At 42.9% G+C, this 16,139-nt stretch carries 11 protein-coding genes; 5 read left to right on the top strand and 6 right to left on the bottom strand.

What is annotated here, in order from left to right; genetic code table 11:
* Positions 1 to 51: 51 nt before the first annotated feature.
* Positions 52 to 2,085, bottom strand: coding sequence for a thioredoxin domain-containing protein (locus tag QZZ43_RS04820; RefSeq protein ID WP_291856790.1), 2,034 nt, complete (start codon positions 2,083 to 2,085; stop codon positions 52 to 54).
* 963 nt (positions 2,086 to 3,048) lie between these two features.
* Here QZZ43_RS04820 and QZZ43_RS04815 point away from each other — a divergent pair.
* Together QZZ43_RS04815 and QZZ43_RS04810 are read left to right on the top strand one after the other, a co-directional pair.
* Entirely contained in the window at positions 3,049 to 6,339 is a 3,291-nt protein-coding gene (locus QZZ43_RS04815; RefSeq protein ID WP_291856788.1) for a sensor histidine kinase, read from the top strand.
* A gap of 62 nt (positions 6,340 to 6,401) precedes the next feature.
* Entirely contained in the window at positions 6,402 to 8,072 is a 1,671-nt protein-coding gene (locus tag QZZ43_RS04810) for a formate--tetrahydrofolate ligase (protein WP_291856786.1), read from the top strand.
* 171 nt (positions 8,073 to 8,243) lie between these two features.
* Here QZZ43_RS04810 and QZZ43_RS04805 read toward each other — a convergent pair whose 3' ends face one another.
* From QZZ43_RS04805 to QZZ43_RS04790, 4 genes are all read right to left on the bottom strand, one after another.
* Positions 8,244 to 8,834 carry an FMN-binding protein gene (locus QZZ43_RS04805; protein ID WP_291856784.1) on the bottom strand — a complete coding sequence of 197 codons (591 nt, stop codon included), beginning with the start codon at positions 8,832 to 8,834 and terminating at the stop codon, positions 8,244 to 8,246.
* A 340-nt stretch (positions 8,835 to 9,174) separates the two neighbouring features.
* Positions 9,175 to 10,836 carry a glycosyltransferase family 39 protein gene (locus QZZ43_RS04800; protein WP_291856782.1) on the bottom strand — a complete coding sequence of 554 codons (1,662 nt, stop codon included), beginning with the start codon at positions 10,834 to 10,836 and terminating at the stop codon, positions 9,175 to 9,177.
* On the bottom strand, positions 10,833 to 11,495 hold the full coding sequence (locus QZZ43_RS04795) for a lipid-A-disaccharide synthase N-terminal domain-containing protein (protein WP_291856780.1): 663 nt from the start codon (positions 11,493 to 11,495) through the stop codon (positions 10,833 to 10,835). Before QZZ43_RS04795 ends, QZZ43_RS04800 begins: the two co-directional genes overlap by 4 nt.
* On the bottom strand, positions 11,492 to 12,223 hold the full coding sequence (locus tag QZZ43_RS04790) for a glycosyltransferase family 2 protein (RefSeq protein WP_291856779.1): 732 nt from the start codon (positions 12,221 to 12,223) through the stop codon (positions 11,492 to 11,494). The genes QZZ43_RS04795 and QZZ43_RS04790 overlap by 4 nt, the downstream gene beginning before the upstream one ends.
* Before the next feature lie 313 nt (positions 12,224 to 12,536).
* On the opposite strand from QZZ43_RS04790, the gene QZZ43_RS04785 reads away from it, so the two are divergent.
* Together QZZ43_RS04785 and QZZ43_RS04780 are read left to right on the top strand one after the other, a co-directional pair.
* On the top strand, positions 12,537 to 13,841 hold the full coding sequence (locus tag QZZ43_RS04785; protein ID WP_291856776.1) for a nitrate/nitrite transporter: 1,305 nt from the start codon (positions 12,537 to 12,539) through the stop codon (positions 13,839 to 13,841).
* Positions 13,842 to 14,312: 471 nt separating this feature from the next.
* Entirely contained in the window at positions 14,313 to 14,804 is a 492-nt protein-coding gene (locus tag QZZ43_RS04780; RefSeq protein ID WP_291856774.1) for a CAP domain-containing protein, read from the top strand.
* Between the two features lie 180 nt (positions 14,805 to 14,984).
* Here QZZ43_RS04780 and QZZ43_RS04775 read toward each other — a convergent pair whose 3' ends face one another.
* A complete protein-coding gene (locus QZZ43_RS04775) occupies positions 14,985 to 15,428 on the bottom strand; it encodes a VTT domain-containing protein (protein WP_291856772.1) in 444 nt (147 codons plus the stop codon).
* A 165-nt stretch (positions 15,429 to 15,593) separates the two neighbouring features.
* Here QZZ43_RS04775 and QZZ43_RS04770 point away from each other — a divergent pair.
* Positions 15,594 to 16,139, top strand: a 546-nt coding sequence (locus tag QZZ43_RS04770; RefSeq protein ID WP_291856770.1) for a cation transporter, incomplete at its 3' end; no start/stop codon positions are given.

Raw genomic sequence — 16,139 nt, 5'->3', positions numbered from 1 at the left:
AAGAACACAATTCTTCAAAAACATTTTCCAATAACAGAATTTAAACATTTTCTAAGAAATCAAAATTAATTTCTCAGCTTCTTCGACATTGTACACAGGCAGTTGACAAGCTCCTGCTTTGCAAACAAAAATAGTGTTTCGTTCGGTTGACTTCCTGCCTTTGGTAATTTCTGTTTTTTCCTGACTTTCCGGGCCCACTGGTGCCCAGATGATGTCTGGCCTGTAGTTTTTTTGTAGTTGGGTAAGGAAATTTTGATGCTCAGGACCTGAAATCACCACCTCGAAGCTTTGTTTATTCAGAAACAACATCAGACTGCCCCAATGTGCGAACCCCCAGGGGTATTTGCGGAATTGAGGAAGCATAGTCGTGAGCATCTTTTGTGCTGTTTTCTGGTATGCTTTTTCTCCTGTAAAAAGGTGAAGTTTAGCCAACGCATACCCCATGATTGCATTGGCGGAGGGGATTACGTTGTCTTGTGTTTCAAAGTGATTGGCCGGTAATTCTTTTTGGTCTTTTTCCATAAACCGGAAATGACCGGCTTCCTCATCGTAAAACTTTTCAAAAGCGTAATCGGATAAAGCGATGGCTTCGGATATCCATAGCTCATCTCCCGAAATCTCAAAGAGGACAACGAATGCAGCGATTACTGCGGCGTAATCTTCCATAAAACCGCTGATGGATGGTTGATGGTTTTTCCAGGTATGGAATATTCCCCCATCGTTTGTTTTGAGATTGTTGAGGATGAAATGTCCGTTTTTTAACGCCAGTTCACGAAAATGGTCTTCACCGAAAATTTTATAAGCTTCGGCAAGCCCTTTGTTCATTAGGGCATTCCACGAAGTTACCGACTTATCGTCCAGTCCGGGGCGTACTCTCTGCTCTCTTTGGGCTATTAGTTTTCTTTTCCACAACGCTCTTTTTTCCTGCAATTGCAGAATCTCAAGTTGGTGTTTCCGTGAGAATTCTTCGTCGGACTGACTGCGCAACAAAATGTAATAGCCATTCTCCCAATATCCGGTTTCATTGATGTTGAAATAATCGGCGAAGAGTGGGAATTCTTTGCCAAGCGTATCCACCAGTTCTTCTTCGGACCAGACATAGTATTTCCCTTCTTCTCCCTCGCTGTCGGCATCCAGAGCAGAGAAAAAGGCCCCTGATGGGTGCATGAGTTCTTTTTCCACAAACGAGATGGTCTCATACACTACTTTCTTATACTCTTCGTTCCCAAAAAATCCGTAGGCGTGCGCATAGAGTTCTGTTAGCTGGGCATTGTCGTACAGCATTTTTTCGAAATGGGGAACTTTCCAGAATTCATCAACCGAGTAGCGTGCAAAGCCACCACCTGCCTGGTCATAAATTCCACCGCGCGCCATTTGTTGAAGAGAGGTGTTGATGAATTCCGCAAATTTTTTCTGCGGATGGTGAAAATTCTGATGCAACAGAAACTCAAGATTAACAGGCATGGGAAATTTGGGTTTTCCCCGAGAACCACCCAGTCGCATATCCCATTGGGGTGACCAGGTTTCCATTGCTTCATTGATGATGTCTGAAAGGTCACCCGCTTCCTGATTTTCGGTTGGAATTAATGATGCTTGCTGAATCCCTGTGGTTAGGTTGTGGGCATGATGCGTCAATTTCTCCCGCTCGTTTTCAAAAAGTTGTTGTATTTTCTCCAGAACAGACATCCACTGGTCTTTAGGTAAATATGTACCACCCCAGAAAGGCTGTCCGTCCGGAAGAGCAACCACATTCAGGGGCCATCCGCCCTGACCGCCCATCATTTGTAAAGCGGTCATGAAAAAGTGGTCAACATCCGGGCGTTCCTCCCGGTCTACTTTTATGCAGATGAAATGTTCATTCATAAGGCGGGAAACCTCTTTATCCTCAAAGCATTCATGAGCCATCACATGACACCAGTGACAGGCTGAATAACCAATACTGACGAGTATGGGTTTGTCTTCCTGTAGTGCCTTATTCAGGGTTTCCTGGTTCCACGGGTGCCAGGCAACCGGGTTGTGTGCATGTTGCAAAAGATAAGGAGAGGTGGAGTGAATGAGGTGGTTGGTGGTTGAATTTATTGACATATTCTTATGTTTTAAGAGTGCTTTAAATTTTTTAAGTGTTTGCTAGCTGATTGAATCCTGTGCTGACGTTTTTTGCAAAGAATCTGTCACACCCGATTAGTTTCTGGCTGAAAATTTTTTTAAAATGCTTTATGTTAATAGTGTATCTTTTGTTTCATGGGTATATCAGTGGCTGGAATTTTCCCTCCCGGCTATTTTATAATTTATGAACAGATAAAGTGGTGCTTTGTTTTTGAACGATTGCCGGGGTTAATATGTTGGTTATTTTGTGGAAGGTATTGACAATGTGTTGTTTTTGTGTAGATTGGGTGGGGTTTATTTGCAATCATATTTTGTTATCAACCACCTTAATGGTAACTTTCTGAATTGTTTTTGGTGATTTCTTTCGGGCTGTAAGTCCGGCTTAATTCAGTCCAACGTATCACGTTGGGAATTTAAGCATATTAGAATTGTCGCCCTGTAAGGGCAGTTAATTGAATAATAATATTGGATTCAGTTGGGCTTTCAGCCCGCATGAAAAAAATTTCTAAAAATCCCGGAGCGCCGCCCCGGGCTGAATTAAGTTAGCCTTTCAGGCTGTAAATACAGATTCCGGCAATTATTTTTTGTCTAAAGGCGTAAAGTAGAATTAATCAGCACGGATTATTTAATTGAGTCCTTAATTATTAAATGCGATTGTGTTTTGACTTTTTTTTTCAAAAATTTTAATAAGTTGTCATTTAAGGGAAACCTTCTTAAAAACAGTACGTAATGCCATTTAGGGGCATGATTTCAGATATGAGGTACATATTTGATTGTTTTTTATTACCGTTTCCGGGGATTAGAGTATGTTTTCGGCTGCAAATGCTGGGAAATTGAAATTATCCACGGAGATAGACGAAATAAAGGGGATTTATGCTTAGGGGTTGGTTATTTATTTTTCTCTTTTTGGGCTTGTTTCAGGTAAATGGACAAAGTCCCAATATGAAGTTCAGACACATCACCTCCAAAGATGGTCTTGTACAGAATAATGTCGTAACCATTTTGCAGGACTCCAGGGGGTTTATGTGGTTTGGAACCCGGGGGGGAATGAATCGCTACAATGGCTATGATTTTCGGTTGTATGAACATATTCCCGGAAAAGAAAATTCCTTGTCCAGTAGCCAGATAAGCTCAATGTTTGAAGACAGCCAGGGTTATATTTGGATTGGGCACCCGGGTGGAGGTCTTGACCGATATGACCCGGCGACTGACAGCTTCGAAAATTTCAATAAACCTCCTGAAAGTAATATTGAGTTGCCTAGTTCCAATCTTGCGGCAATAATTGAAGACAATCAGCAAAATTTATGGCTTGGGGTTTTTGGGCATGGATTGTACAAGATTAATAAAGATCGTACCCGATTAACAAAGGTTGTGTATGAGTCCAACCGAATCCAGGGCATAAGAAGCAATAGCATCAGTACATTGGAAAAAGATTCGAAAGGGAATCTTTGGATCGGGTTTTGGTTTGAAAAAAGGATTGATCGCTATAACCCTTTAACCGGTGAAGTTGAACACTTTATGCTTCATCCGACAAATGACGAAGTAGTTTCAGAAAGTGGTTTATTCGATTTGTTTGAAGATTCATCGGGAAGAATCTGGATAGCAACGAGAGATTCAGGGGTTAGTTGCTATTATCCGACTGAGAATCGCTTTGAGCATTTTTCACATGATCCTTTAGATTCTAATTCTTTGAGTAGTGATGTCGTCAGGGCTGTTGTTGAAGATGATCATGGAAATATCTGGCTAGGTACAGAGAATGGAGGATTGAGTATCTATCAACCTTCCACCAGGAGTTTCTCTACAGTGGTTTATGATGATTTAGATGCTGAAAGCCTCAATAACAACTCTGTTTATTCTCTTTTTAAAGATACCGATGGGAATATTTGGATAGGAACCTATACTGGTGGTGTGAATGTATATTTTAGGAGTTTCAACACATTTGAACATTACCGGAAGAAGGCAATGGGTAATAGCCTGAGTCATAACAGTGTTACCAGTTTTAGTCAGGATCATCACGGAAATATATGGGTGGGGACAGATGGCGGAGGGCTCAATGTTTTTGACAGAAATATGAACAAGGTTCAGGAATTTCGGTTCCGAAGAAATGACCAAAATAGTTTAGGTGGGGACTTTGTAATGGGTGTTTCACATGACACCAGGCACAATATATGGGTTAGTGTCTGGAGGGGAGGTTTGAGCAGGTATAATTTTGAATCCCGGGATTTCACGCGATATGTAAGAGATGATTCTGATGATAACTCCATTAGTTCGAATAATGTATCGATGACTTATGAAGACTCATCAGGGGATTTGTGGGTGGGGACTTTTGGAGGAGGTCTTAATTTGTTTGATTATGAAACCGGCGCATTTAAAAGTTTTACGGTAGAAGTAGGGAATGAATTAAGTATTAGCAATAACAACATAATAAATATTCTCGAAGGGGAAAATAACTTGTTGTGGGTGGGAACGGATGGAGGAGGCATTAACATGCTTCGGCGAAACCATACTTTCAGGCGTTTTCTGGGAATCGAGGATGGAAGAAGCGGATTAGAAAACGGGAATGTGTTGTCATCTTTGAAAGACCATGAAGGAGGGTTGTGGTTTGGCACCAATAAAGGGTTGCATAAACTTAATCCGGATAATCTTCATTTTAACTATTATCCATTGGGCGATAGTCTCTCAGAACTGAGGGTGCTGGGGATAGAGGAAGACGACCAGCGCAATTTATGGATAAGTTCCAACGACGGATTAATGGTCTATAATCCGGAGACTGGCAGTTTTCGGCGATTCTCGCGTTCCCATGGACTTCAGGACATAGAATTTAACCGAGGTGCTTCGTTTAAGGATCGGGATGGCTATCTTTATTTTGGGGGCATCAACGGCTTTAATCGGTTTCACCCCGATAGTGTATCTGTTTCTGTAGCGCCGCCTCCCATCGAAATTGTAGATTTTGAGATATTCAATAAATCTGTCGGGATCGGGGAAAAGGATTCAATACTTAAAAAGTCGATTACCGAAACAGATTATATTGAAATTCCCTGGCGTTATTCCATGTTTTCTTTCGATTACGCGGCACTGAATTACAATTTTACAGATGATATCGAGTACGCCTATAAACTGGAGAATTTTGATAAGGAATGGTATTATGTGGGGAAAACACGAAAAGCGACCTATACCAATTTGGATCCTGGCAATTATGAATTTAAAATTCAGTGCAAAGTAGATGGCGTTTGGGGCGAAGAGCAACGGAAGCTTGAAATTGTAATTCTTCCGCCTTATTGGCAGACCTTCTGGTTCAGGGGGATGGTTGTTTTTATTGGGATGCTGATCTTAGCGCTGTTCTATCGGTCCCGACTTCAGCGCATACAAAAATTAAACCGGCTGGTTGAAAAGCGAACCGAAGAGATAAGGCAGAAGAATGAAGTGTTGGAAAATCAGAAAAAACAACTGATGGAAAGCAATTCTATGCTTAAAGAACGTCAGGAAAAAATTGAGATTCAGGCACAGGAATTAATTCAGCAACGAAATGAATTGAAACAAACCAATGCCACTAAAGACAAGTTTCTTTCCATTATTGCTCACGATCTGAGAAATCCATTTAATACTATAATTGGTTTTTCCGAGCTGTTGCTCAGTGATTTTGAGTTTTTCAATAGCGATGAGGTAGAGGATCAGTTGAAACAAATTCTTCGGGCCGGGGAGCAAACCTACGGATTACTTGAGGACTTGTTGCTTTGGGCCAATTCGCAGTCGGGTAAAATGATTGCTCGTCCCGAGAGTGTGGATGCAGGAGAGGTGTGTCTGAGTGTTATAGAATTATTAAAAGACCAGGGGACCAGGAAAAATATAAGTATTAAATTTTCAGGTGACGAAACCATAATGGTACAAGCAGATCGTTTTATGTTTAGAACCATTGTTCGCAACCTGCTGTCCAATGCAATTAAATTTACCGAACAAGGAGGTAGTGTGGATATTTCTGTCAGACTTGAGTCGGGTGAAGCAGTGGTTTTCGTTTCCGACAATGGGGTGGGCATAGCCCCTGAAAACCTGAGAAAACTTTGGGACATAACTGGTCAATCTTCACGTGCCGGAACCGAAAATGAGCAGGGCAGTGGTCTGGGATTGTTACTGTGCAAGGAATTTGTGGAAAAGCAAGGTGGCAGGATACGGGTGAAGAGTAAACTGGGAGAGGGAAGTGACTTTTCCTTTACCGTGCCGCTGGCCCGTTCCTGATTTTGACAATTCGGTAATTCTACATATCTTCATATCACTTTCAAGATAAAATTTATCCGATTATGGCCAGTGATATTGAAATTGCCCGGAAAGCGGGCATCAGACCCATTGCAGAAATAGCAGAAAACCTGAAGATTCCTTTTGACAAACTGGAATTTTATGGAAAATATAAGGCCAAATTACCTCTGGACCTGATCAATACCGAAGAAGGGAAAAATAGTAAGCTCGTTTTGGTGTCTGCCATTTCGCCAACTCCTGCCGGAGAAGGCAAAACAACCATTTCTATCGGACTTAGTGAAGGCCTCAACCGCATTGGAAAACAAACCACAGTAGTGCTGCGCGAACCCAGCCTGGGGCCTGTTTTTGGAATTAAAGGGGGTGCTACCGGCGGTGGCTATTCACAGGTAATTCCAATGGAGGACATCAATCTTCATTTTACAGGTGATTTTGCGGCCATCGAAAAAGCCAATAATTTATTGGCCGCTCTTATCGACAACAATATACAGAACAACGGTCGTTCCCTGAACATAGACCCCCGAACCGTGCACTGGAAGCGGGTGATGGATATGAACGATCGCTCGTTGCGAAACATTATCGTGGGTCTGGGTGGAACTACATCAGGCATTCCACGCGAAACCGGATTTAACATCACTGCTGCATCAGAAATAATGGCCATTCTTTGTCTGGCCGAAGATTTCCATGACCTGAAGAAGCGAATCGGAAATATCTTTGTGGGCTTTACTTTCGATAAAAAACCGGTGTTTGCGCGCGACCTAAATGCACAGGGAGCCATGGCGGCGTTGCTGAAAGAAGCCATCAAGCCTAATCTGGTGCAAACGCTGGAGGGTAATCCTGCAATAATTCATGGTGGCCCGTTTGCCAATATTGCTCAGGGAACTAACTCTGTACTTGCAACCAAAATGGGACTTTCTTTGTCTGATTATGTGGTGACAGAGGCCGGTTTTGGTTTTGATTTAGGCGCGGAGAAATTTCTGGACATCAAATGTGTTTCTGCAGGTCTGACACCTCAGGCTGCTGTACTGGTGGCAACCGTCAGAGCACTGAAGTATCATGGCGAAGTTTCGGTGGCCGAACTCAACAGTCCCAACACGAAAGCGGTAAAGCGTGGATTGGAGAACCTTGAGAAACACGTGGAAAATATGAGGAAATTCAATGTTTGCCCGGTGGTTGCCATCAATCGGTTTGTGTCTGATACGGAAGAAGAAATTGAGACAATTGTGGCAAAATGTAAAGATCTGGGTGTTAAGGTGGCTGTGGCAGATGTTTGGGCCAAAGGGGGAGAAGGTGCTGAAGAATTGGCACACCTGGTTGTCGAAGCAGCCGAGAGTTGTACCTCCGAAATGACACCGCTTTACGATTGGTCCTGGTCGGTGGAAAAGAAAATTGAAACCATTGCCAAGGAAATATACGGAGCAAAGGCCATTGACTACAGCGCTCAGGCAAAAAAGGACCTAAAGGTGATTGAAGAATTGGGTTTGGGAGATAAGGCCGTTTGCATTGCCAAAACTCAGAAATCACTTTCCGATAACCCAAAATTACTGGGGCGTCCCGAGAATTTTGTTGTCACAGTACGTGAAATTGAAATTGCTGCCGGGGCTGGTTTTATCGTGCCCATCACCGGTAATATCATGCGTATGCCCGGACTTCCCGGAACTCCTGCAGCCGAAAATATAGATATTGATGATGACGGGGTAATTTCGGGGCTCTTTTAACGGGCTATGGTAAAATACTTATTAAACCCATCCTAATTATTTGTGAAACGAAGTTAGGTGAAATAAATTTTTCAGTCCGAAATGGGTCGCCCTCTTTTTGTTACTTTATGGTTCCTGGATGGTTTCATTATTCAGAGATAGCGGCTTTCTAACTTCAGTTGCCTGTCCGCGTCAATTTGGATTGTTCTCTAATGTGGCCTTCATCAGTGCCATGGTCAGAGCATACCTCATTCGGTAAAGCGAGTAGGTTGCTCCCGATACTGCATCCACTTCCATTATATTCTGCTTTTCCAGCAGTTGCTCTTCCATCACAGGGTAAGCAATTGCCGGAGTTGTGCCGGCAGGTTGCATCTCTTTGCAGTAAGCGGTATCTTCCTGTTTGCCTTTGCCGGCAGGTTTGATTTCATTATAGTCAACCGAAGTGATTTTCTCGTTTTTTACCGAAATGGTTACCACGTGTTGGTAGTCAAAGGCATCAGCCGGAGAGGCAGCGCTGTAGCTGCCATCAGGAATCCCGTTGGCAGACAAAGGCAGGTCATAAGATTCAATAATCTGCCGGAATACGGTATCTACTTTATCGACAGGAGAGGTTTCGATGATGAAGTGAAGGCTCATCAGGCTCGATTTGAAATATTTATCGGAAGGTTTGAAGGCTTTTACCAGATCAATGTCACTTGTTTGTTGATGTTGACAAGAAGAGATAGAAAGCACTAAAAAAGCTAAAACGACCATGTTTAGGTTGGCTCTGAAATTAATTTTCATTTGGTTGAAATTTTGAAATTATTTGAGAAATGAATGTAACTGCTTCGTTCTCGTTTCATTTTTTTTTTACATATCTTTTTTTTAATCGTCTGTTAAGCTTTCATAAGAACATCTGATTCAGTTATTTGAAGCCGAACGGATTTTTGTGTTAAAATGTAGAATTTCAACATTATATGATTCATTTTAAATCTTATATCTAAAAATCTAACGGTCTATTGTTTTGGTATTATATTAAAAACATCATGCTCGATTCATCCGTTTCTTTTTAGTGAATGAATGAAGTGTCCTCTCATCCTTTGGATGCATGACAGAAGATGGACAAAATTAATTCAAAAAACCCTTACTTGTTGTGATTATTATTTTGATTGACACCCGAGAGAATCATCCATCCATCGACGGTTTGGCGGTCAGAGAAAAAGGAGGCCAACCTGATGAAGGCCGGTTCGCTGGCATCTTCCATCCTTGAAAGTAAAACGCTGCCTTCAAAAAAAGCTTCCTCATTCAATCTGTCGTCATTAATGTCAATCAAAGAGTCTTTCCATTTTTCGCTTTTCTCAAATATTGTTTCTCTGGTCAGTCCCTCGTTACCGTTATTGATGGAAATAATGGGGTGGTGTGCGTGAAAAGCTACCGAGGGAAGTCGCCTGTCATACACCATAATATGTCCGCTCTCTGAAAGTTTTTCTTTTGCCAGCAGGGCTACGTTTCTTTGGTCATTTCCAATGAGCGGGTTAGCTTCCAGAAAATAGGTGCTGAAAATAATCAGTAAGAGAGAGAACGAAGCGGCGATCCAGACTGTATTCCGGGTGCGCGAAATTCGAAGAATCTGAAGAACAACGACTGTGCTCATAATGCCAAGAGTCACATACATTGATGAGGAATAATTTATGTCTGCTAATGGAACAAATCCGGCGACAAGAAGTGAACTGATGATCAGTGTATGGTACCCGCTGAGTGCGATATTCCATCGTTTCCGGATTTTTGCAGATAAATTGGTCCATACAATGGCTGAAATAATTGCAATAGCCGGAAAAATGGGTAAAACATAAAGTATTAGTTTGGATGTAGAAAGAGAAAAAAAGATAAGAGGAATCCCGATCCACAACCATAATACTCGTTTGTGAGTCCATTGACTTGTTTTCTTAAACAAGGAATGCCATACAGATAATAATAGCCAGGGGAACGACATGGCAGGTACCAGCAGAAAATAAAACCAAAATGGCTCGCCTCGGTTAAACTGGTTGGTTGCAAAACGGTTGATGGTGTGGTCAATGACAAAATAATCGAGAAATGCCGGATTTTCCCCAACGAGGTACAGATACCAGGAGGCACCAGTGGTAAGGAATAGCAGAAATCCGGCAATGTGATGAAATCCCTGGCCTTTCTGCCGGGAGGGCATCAGATGATTGAGCAGTGGAATAGTCACCGCTGGAATGATAAAAACGACCGGTCCTTTGGTCATAAAACCGAGGGCAAGGGATAAATAGGTAAGATAAAGCCAAACAGGCTGGCCGGAAAGTCGGCGTTTAGCCCAGAAGAAAACTGACAGCAAAACAAAGGTGTTGAGAAATACATCTGTGGTAAGGGCCCGTGCTGAAATCAATACTGCAGGCAAACTGATATAGATAAGGGCGGCAGAAACGGCCGTTCGTCTGTTTTTGGTAAACATTTGAGTCAAATGAAATACCAGCACCATCTGAATTAAGATCATGAATTGCTGAAAAAAACGGGCGGCAAAAGCATTGGGCCCGAAAATATGGTAAGAGAGTGCCGTGATCCAATAAGTTAACGGGGGCTTGTGGTAGTGTTGGATCTCCAACAGGCGCGGATGAAGGTAATCGCCCGTCTGATACATTTCATAAGCAATTTCGGCATAGCGGGCTTCACTGGTTTCAGTAACTCCCCATCCATTCAGGTTAAAAAGCAGGGCAATTCCCGATATCAGGAGTACAGGCCAAAGATGGTCGCCTGGGTTTTTATTGCCGGAGAAAAGCCTTGTCATTGTGAGTCTTTATTTTTGATGCTTTCGTTTCTTCTTTGGGCAGAATAGTGCAATATGAGATTGCGGCTGTAAATGATTACCCCAAATGTTTGGCCAATTATAAGCACCGGGTCTCTGCGAATGATGGCATAAGAAATAATAATGGCGGCACCGATAATGCTGATCGCCCAGAATAAGGGTGGCAAGACCGAAACTTTCCTTTTCTCGGAATAAATCCATTGATAAACAAACCGGAAGGTGAGAATAACCTGCCCCATTGTTCCCATGGAAAAAAGTATAAATGTTATGTCGGGGTTGTGGGCCAGGTCAGAGATATTGTATCCGTTGTGATTGAACAGTAAAAATACGAAGGTGAAGGCCGGAGCTATAAGTGCCAGCAACTGAACTGCTTTGGGGAGTTTTTCCCAGCTTTCTTTTAGCTTAAGATTGCGAATATATACAAAGTAGGAAACCGCCTGTCCGCCAATTATAACGAGGTCTTTGCGGAGAATGCCATAGCCCATCAGCAGCAGGGAAGCAAAAATGCTTAATTGCCAGAATATTTCAGGCGAAACGACCTTTTTGGCTTTTTCTGAAAGTAGCCACTGAACCAAAAGTCTGGCCGAGAACAAACCCTGGGCCAGAAAGCCCAGTCCAAAAACAAAATAGTTGTTAATCATTGCTGATGGCTGCTGTCTTTGATTGAATATTTGATGTTTCTTTTGCGCATCCACATGAATGCGAGCGTGTCGATGAATGGCCCTGTAAGACGATTCCAAAGGTTATATTTGGAAACGCCTTCCATTCGCTTAAAATGTTGAACCGGAATTTGTTTTACTTTGCCACCGTGTAGTAGCACAAGGGCAGGGATAAAACGATGCATTCCGTTAAAGAACGGAAGTTCTCTGGCCGTTTTAGTCTGTATCAATTTTAGTGGACAACACGTGTCTTTTATATTGTCATGAATCATTCGTTGACGAAAACCATTGGCTATTTTAGAGGATAGTCGTTTGACAAGCGTATCGGCTCTCTTTTGGCGGATCCCGTTTATCATAGTGAACTGATCCATGTGTTCATAAAACAGGAGAAAATCGGAAAAACTTGTTTGTAAATCTGCATCGATATAGCCAAGGTAAGGGGTATTTATATGGTCAATTCCTGCCTTGATGGCGGCACTGAGGCCCTGGTTGCGGTCCAGGGCAATGAAGCTGAAATCGTCTGGGTTTTCGGTGCAATAGCTGCGGATGACTGAAAGACTTTTATCAGTTGATCCGTCATCTACAAAAAGGATTTTGACCTTTTCGGGACTTATTTTAAGAAAATTGTCAGCTTCGTTTTTCAGGCGGGGCAGGCTCTCTTCCTCATTGTAAACAGGCACAATAATGGTCAGTTGAGGTTCTTTTTTCATAGGAGGAATTATTCGGGATTTGAATCATTCTTTTTCAGGTTTTCCAGCTGAACCTTATGCGAAAACAATTTCGGTCGAAAAACAGAGTAGAAACTGTCTTTCTGGTTATTAATAATTCATCCTCAAGTTAATAAAAAAAAATCGACTTACAAATATAGCCACATAACTAGTTATATTAATACAAAAATACATGTAATTGTTCTGAACAAGCAGAAATGAGGTTTGAAGCAGGCTGAGGTGTTTTGTTTTTTTTAGTAGCTTTTGACGTCCGCTCACATTTTACTTTAGGGGTTATTGGTAACTTTGCCGGATTATGAAAAGCAAAACCAAAAAAATACAATGGCCATTCTTTTATGGTTATGTGGTAATGGTTGTTGGCACCATTGGCATCTGGGCCAGTGTGCCTGGGCAGACTATTGGAGTATCAACATTTACTGACCCGGTGAAAGATGCTTTGGGACTTACCCGTGACCAGTTTAGTGCTGCCTATATGGTGGGAACATTTGGCAGTTCGTTGTTGCTTGGGTGGGCCGGACGTTGGTTCGACCGCGCCGGGGCAAGAATTGTTGCTGTTCTTTCAGCAGTTTTGCTGGCAGGAACATTGTTTTTAAGTTCCATTTCGGATGTATTAAGCCAGAATATTAAATCCATTACGGGCATTGAGCACTGGGGGGTGCCCTTTTCTATTATGATGGTGTTCTTTTTCCTGTTGCGCTTTAGCGGTCAGGGAGTACTGACCATGGCTTCGCGCAATATGATTATGAAATGGTTCGATCGTTACCGCGGACGGGTCAATGCATTTGTAAGTATCAGCATCTCTCTGGGGTTTTCCAGTTCTCCCTTGGTGTTCGATGCTTTGATTAAAGACTGGGAGTGGGATGGTGCCTGGCGTGTATTGGCTGTCAGTGTTTTAGCCATTGGTGTTTTAATGTGGGTTTTTTATCGCGACAATCCCGAAGATATGGGGTTGGTTCCTGACGGGAAGAGGGGCAGTAGCAATCCTAAGCACAAGCCCATGCCCAGGCTGAAACAATTTCTTCCCAAAGAAGCCTTTGTCACCCGGGCATTTTGGATGTATGCCATGATGATGTCCTTTAACTCCTTTTTTATTACCGGTTTGTCGTTTCACATGGTGGATATATTCACCTCCACCGGTCTCGACAGGGAGGAGGCAGTGGCTGTTTTTCTGCCCATATCGGTCATTAATGTGAGTGTTTCCCTGCTTTTCAATTTTCTTAGTGATTCGATGCCGCTTAAGAAACTTCTTTTTGTAATGATTGGGGGAGCCATGGTTTGGGTAGTCGGACTCATTGGCTTGTCCGGCGGCTGGGGCTTGTGGTTGATTATTGTTGGATCAGGAGTCAGCGGCGGATTGTTTGCTGTACTGAACTCCGTTACATGGCCCAAGCTTTTTGGTCGTAAACATCTGGGAGCAATTTCCGGGCGGGCCATGTCCATGCTGGTTTTTGCCAGTGCATTAGCGCCATTTCTTTTCAGTCTTTCCAAAACGATTTTTAAAACCTATACTTCTATGGGATGGCTCGGTCTGGGGTTTGTTATTATTATGTTTGTTGGTTCGTTTAAGGCTGATAATCCACAACCGAAAGTTGTTGAATAGTAAGAGTTTTGGGGGCTAACAAAAGCGGCTTGTTTTTTGTTGGTTGTGTAACAAACCTGTCCAAAATAATTATTTTAACAGAGCTGTCGGGCTTGTTGGGTGCCGACCTTGGCAGGTAAGCCTAAAAACAAGGTTGTTTTATCGAAAAATCGTCTTTGTTTGAATCTCACGCGCGTAGCAAGTGAGATGAGTTTAGACGATTTCGATGGAAGAACCATAGTTTTTAGAGCGAAAGCTGGCAAAGTCTTGAATTATTGCGATAAGAGAGAGCAGTAACCAAGCTTGCTTGGGTAATGCCGAACGTAGCAATAATCATGTAATAAGTTTTTTGTCCCGAAATAGGTTTTTGTTGGTTTTGGAAAATCAAAACCTTACAAAACCATAATCGGGATCAGGGTTTAAGGGATGAAATCCCTTTTGAAAATGTTTAGGACACTATTGTTTGTGTAACTATAATTTAGCTGCTTTTTTATGCAAAAGATATTTATTTCTCTCCTTTTCTTTTCACTTGGATTGTTCGGAACAGCTCAAACCCCGGACTATTCCGATGTGAAGTTTGACAAAAAACAAATGCTGGAACTGGTCAACGACGCCCGGATGACCAAACGTCGTTGCGGAAGTAAGAAACATGATGCAGTTCCCCCGCTCCAATGGAATAATAAGCTGGCTCAAGCAGCTCAAAACCATGCAGATGATATGGCGGACAATGACTTTTTTGATCATGCCGGTTCTGATAAATCTACCGTGGTGGTGAGAATAGAGCGGGAAGATTATCTCTGGCGCGCTGTTGGTGAGAATGTGGCCATGGGACCGCGTTCGGTTTCCGAAGCCGTTGAAGGATGGCTGGATAGTCCCGGTCATTGCAGCAATATTATGAATGATGGGTTTACGGAAATGGGAGCTGCCTTGTCGCACGATGGTCAATACTGGGTGCAGGTGTTTGCGGCTCCGAGAGGGGAGTAGATGTTAGGTTTTAGCTCTTGGCTCTTAGCACTTAGGTTCTCGAGGTTCTTTCCCAAACGCAACTGCTCGCAGCCCTCAAATGGACTGCGCTGACGCGGTCGGGTTTTTGGCCAGCCCTTTCACCCTCCAAACTATTCACCCTTTCACCATCCTTTCCCATGCCCTATGCCCTTTGCCTTATTACATGCGTGAAATAACCTCAAGCGTAACTAAACCCCAAACCACATAGCGTAAAGCCTTGCCTATGAGCATTCCTGCGGCCGACAGCCAAAAATTACTTTTGAGCAACCCCAGCATTACGGCAATGATGTCTCCAATGCCCGGAAGCCAACACAACAGTCCGATCCACCACTCTTTTCCTTCCACTTTGCGGTGCCATTTCTCCAGTTTTGATTTTGGGATGCGCAGGTATTTTTCGATCCATTCAAATTTCCCCATCCAGCCTATCCAAAAGGAAGTGAGTCCACCCATCCAGTTGCCAAGTGTTGCAGTGGCAAGACTCAACACCGGATCGCCACCGGCTGCCAGCATTCCGCTCAGTACAACTTCCGAACTGAAAGGAACAATGGTTGCTGCCAAAAAACTGGCCAGGAAAAGGCCTAAATATCCGAGGTCGGTCCACATGGGGTAAAGATAGCAACTTTCATTTCTGACAACAATTTTTCCTCTTCTGTCTTCTGCCCAATTGACTTCTGCCTAAAAATTTTTGTATCCCAATATGTTGGTATTTTTAAACTAAGTTGGGTGTTTTTTGGTTTTATTTTATTGTTTGTTCTTATTTTTGAAGCGATGAAGAAATTATGTTATCATATTCCGGGAATGGACTGTCCGTCAGAAGAACGCATTATCCGTATGAAGCTGGAAGGCGTTGATGGAATGGAAGGGCTGGAGTTTGATTTGGAAGACCGGAAGCTGGATGTGTTTCACAGAGGGGAAGCTGGTGATATCACTCCGTTAATTGAATCTTTGAATATGGGAGGTAAATTGGTCACGGAAGAGGAGCATGACGCCGAAACATTGCAGTTGACAGATCACTCCCGTGAGCGAAAGATGCTTTGGACTGTTTTAGTCATTAACGCCGCATTTTTTGTTGGAGAGATGGTTGCCGGTTGGATTGCCGGGTCTATGGGGTTGGTGGCCGACTCGTTGGATATGTTGGCCGACGCTCTGGTTTATGGATTGAGCCTATGGGCAGTAGGAACTCTTGTTGTTCGGAAAAAACGCGTGGCAGCGATTAGTGGATATCTTCAATTGGCGCTGGCAATGATGGGATTTATGGAAATTATCCGAAGATTTATCGGGGCTGATATTTTTCCTGATCTCCGCACCATGATT

The organism is Marinilabilia sp. (assembly GCF_016278715.1).
Taxonomy (GTDB): domain Bacteria; phylum Bacteroidota; class Bacteroidia; order Bacteroidales; family Marinilabiliaceae; genus Marinilabilia.
The sequence above is the reverse complement of the archived record's forward strand: the minus strand, read 5'-3'. Positions and strand labels throughout refer to the sequence as shown.

Excerpts from the sequence above, each read along its gene's own strand:
- QZZ43_RS04820 (WP_291856790.1), bottom strand. The coding sequence starts at position 2,085 with ATGTCAATAAATTCAACCACCAACCACCTCATTCACTCCACCTCTCCT.
- QZZ43_RS04815 (WP_291856788.1), top strand. The coding sequence starts at position 3,049 with ATGAAGTTCAGACACATCACCTCCAAAGATGGTCTTGTACAGAATAAT.
- QZZ43_RS04810 (WP_291856786.1), top strand. The coding sequence starts at position 6,402 with ATGGCCAGTGATATTGAAATTGCCCGGAAAGCGGGCATCAGACCCATT.
- QZZ43_RS04805 (WP_291856784.1), bottom strand. The coding sequence starts at position 8,834 with ATGAAAATTAATTTCAGAGCCAACCTAAACATGGTCGTTTTAGCTTTT.
- QZZ43_RS04800 (WP_291856782.1), bottom strand. The coding sequence starts at position 10,836 with ATGACAAGGCTTTTCTCCGGCAATAAAAACCCAGGCGACCATCTTTGG.
- QZZ43_RS04795 (WP_291856780.1), bottom strand. The coding sequence starts at position 11,495 with ATGATTAACAACTATTTTGTTTTTGGACTGGGCTTTCTGGCCCAGGGT.
- QZZ43_RS04790 (WP_291856779.1), bottom strand. The coding sequence starts at position 12,223 with ATGAAAAAAGAACCTCAACTGACCATTATTGTGCCTGTTTACAATGAG.
- QZZ43_RS04785 (WP_291856776.1), top strand. The coding sequence starts at position 12,537 with ATGAAAAGCAAAACCAAAAAAATACAATGGCCATTCTTTTATGGTTAT.
- QZZ43_RS04780 (WP_291856774.1), top strand. The coding sequence starts at position 14,313 with ATGCAAAAGATATTTATTTCTCTCCTTTTCTTTTCACTTGGATTGTTC.
- QZZ43_RS04775 (WP_291856772.1), bottom strand. The coding sequence starts at position 15,428 with ATGTGGACCGACCTCGGATATTTAGGCCTTTTCCTGGCCAGTTTTTTG.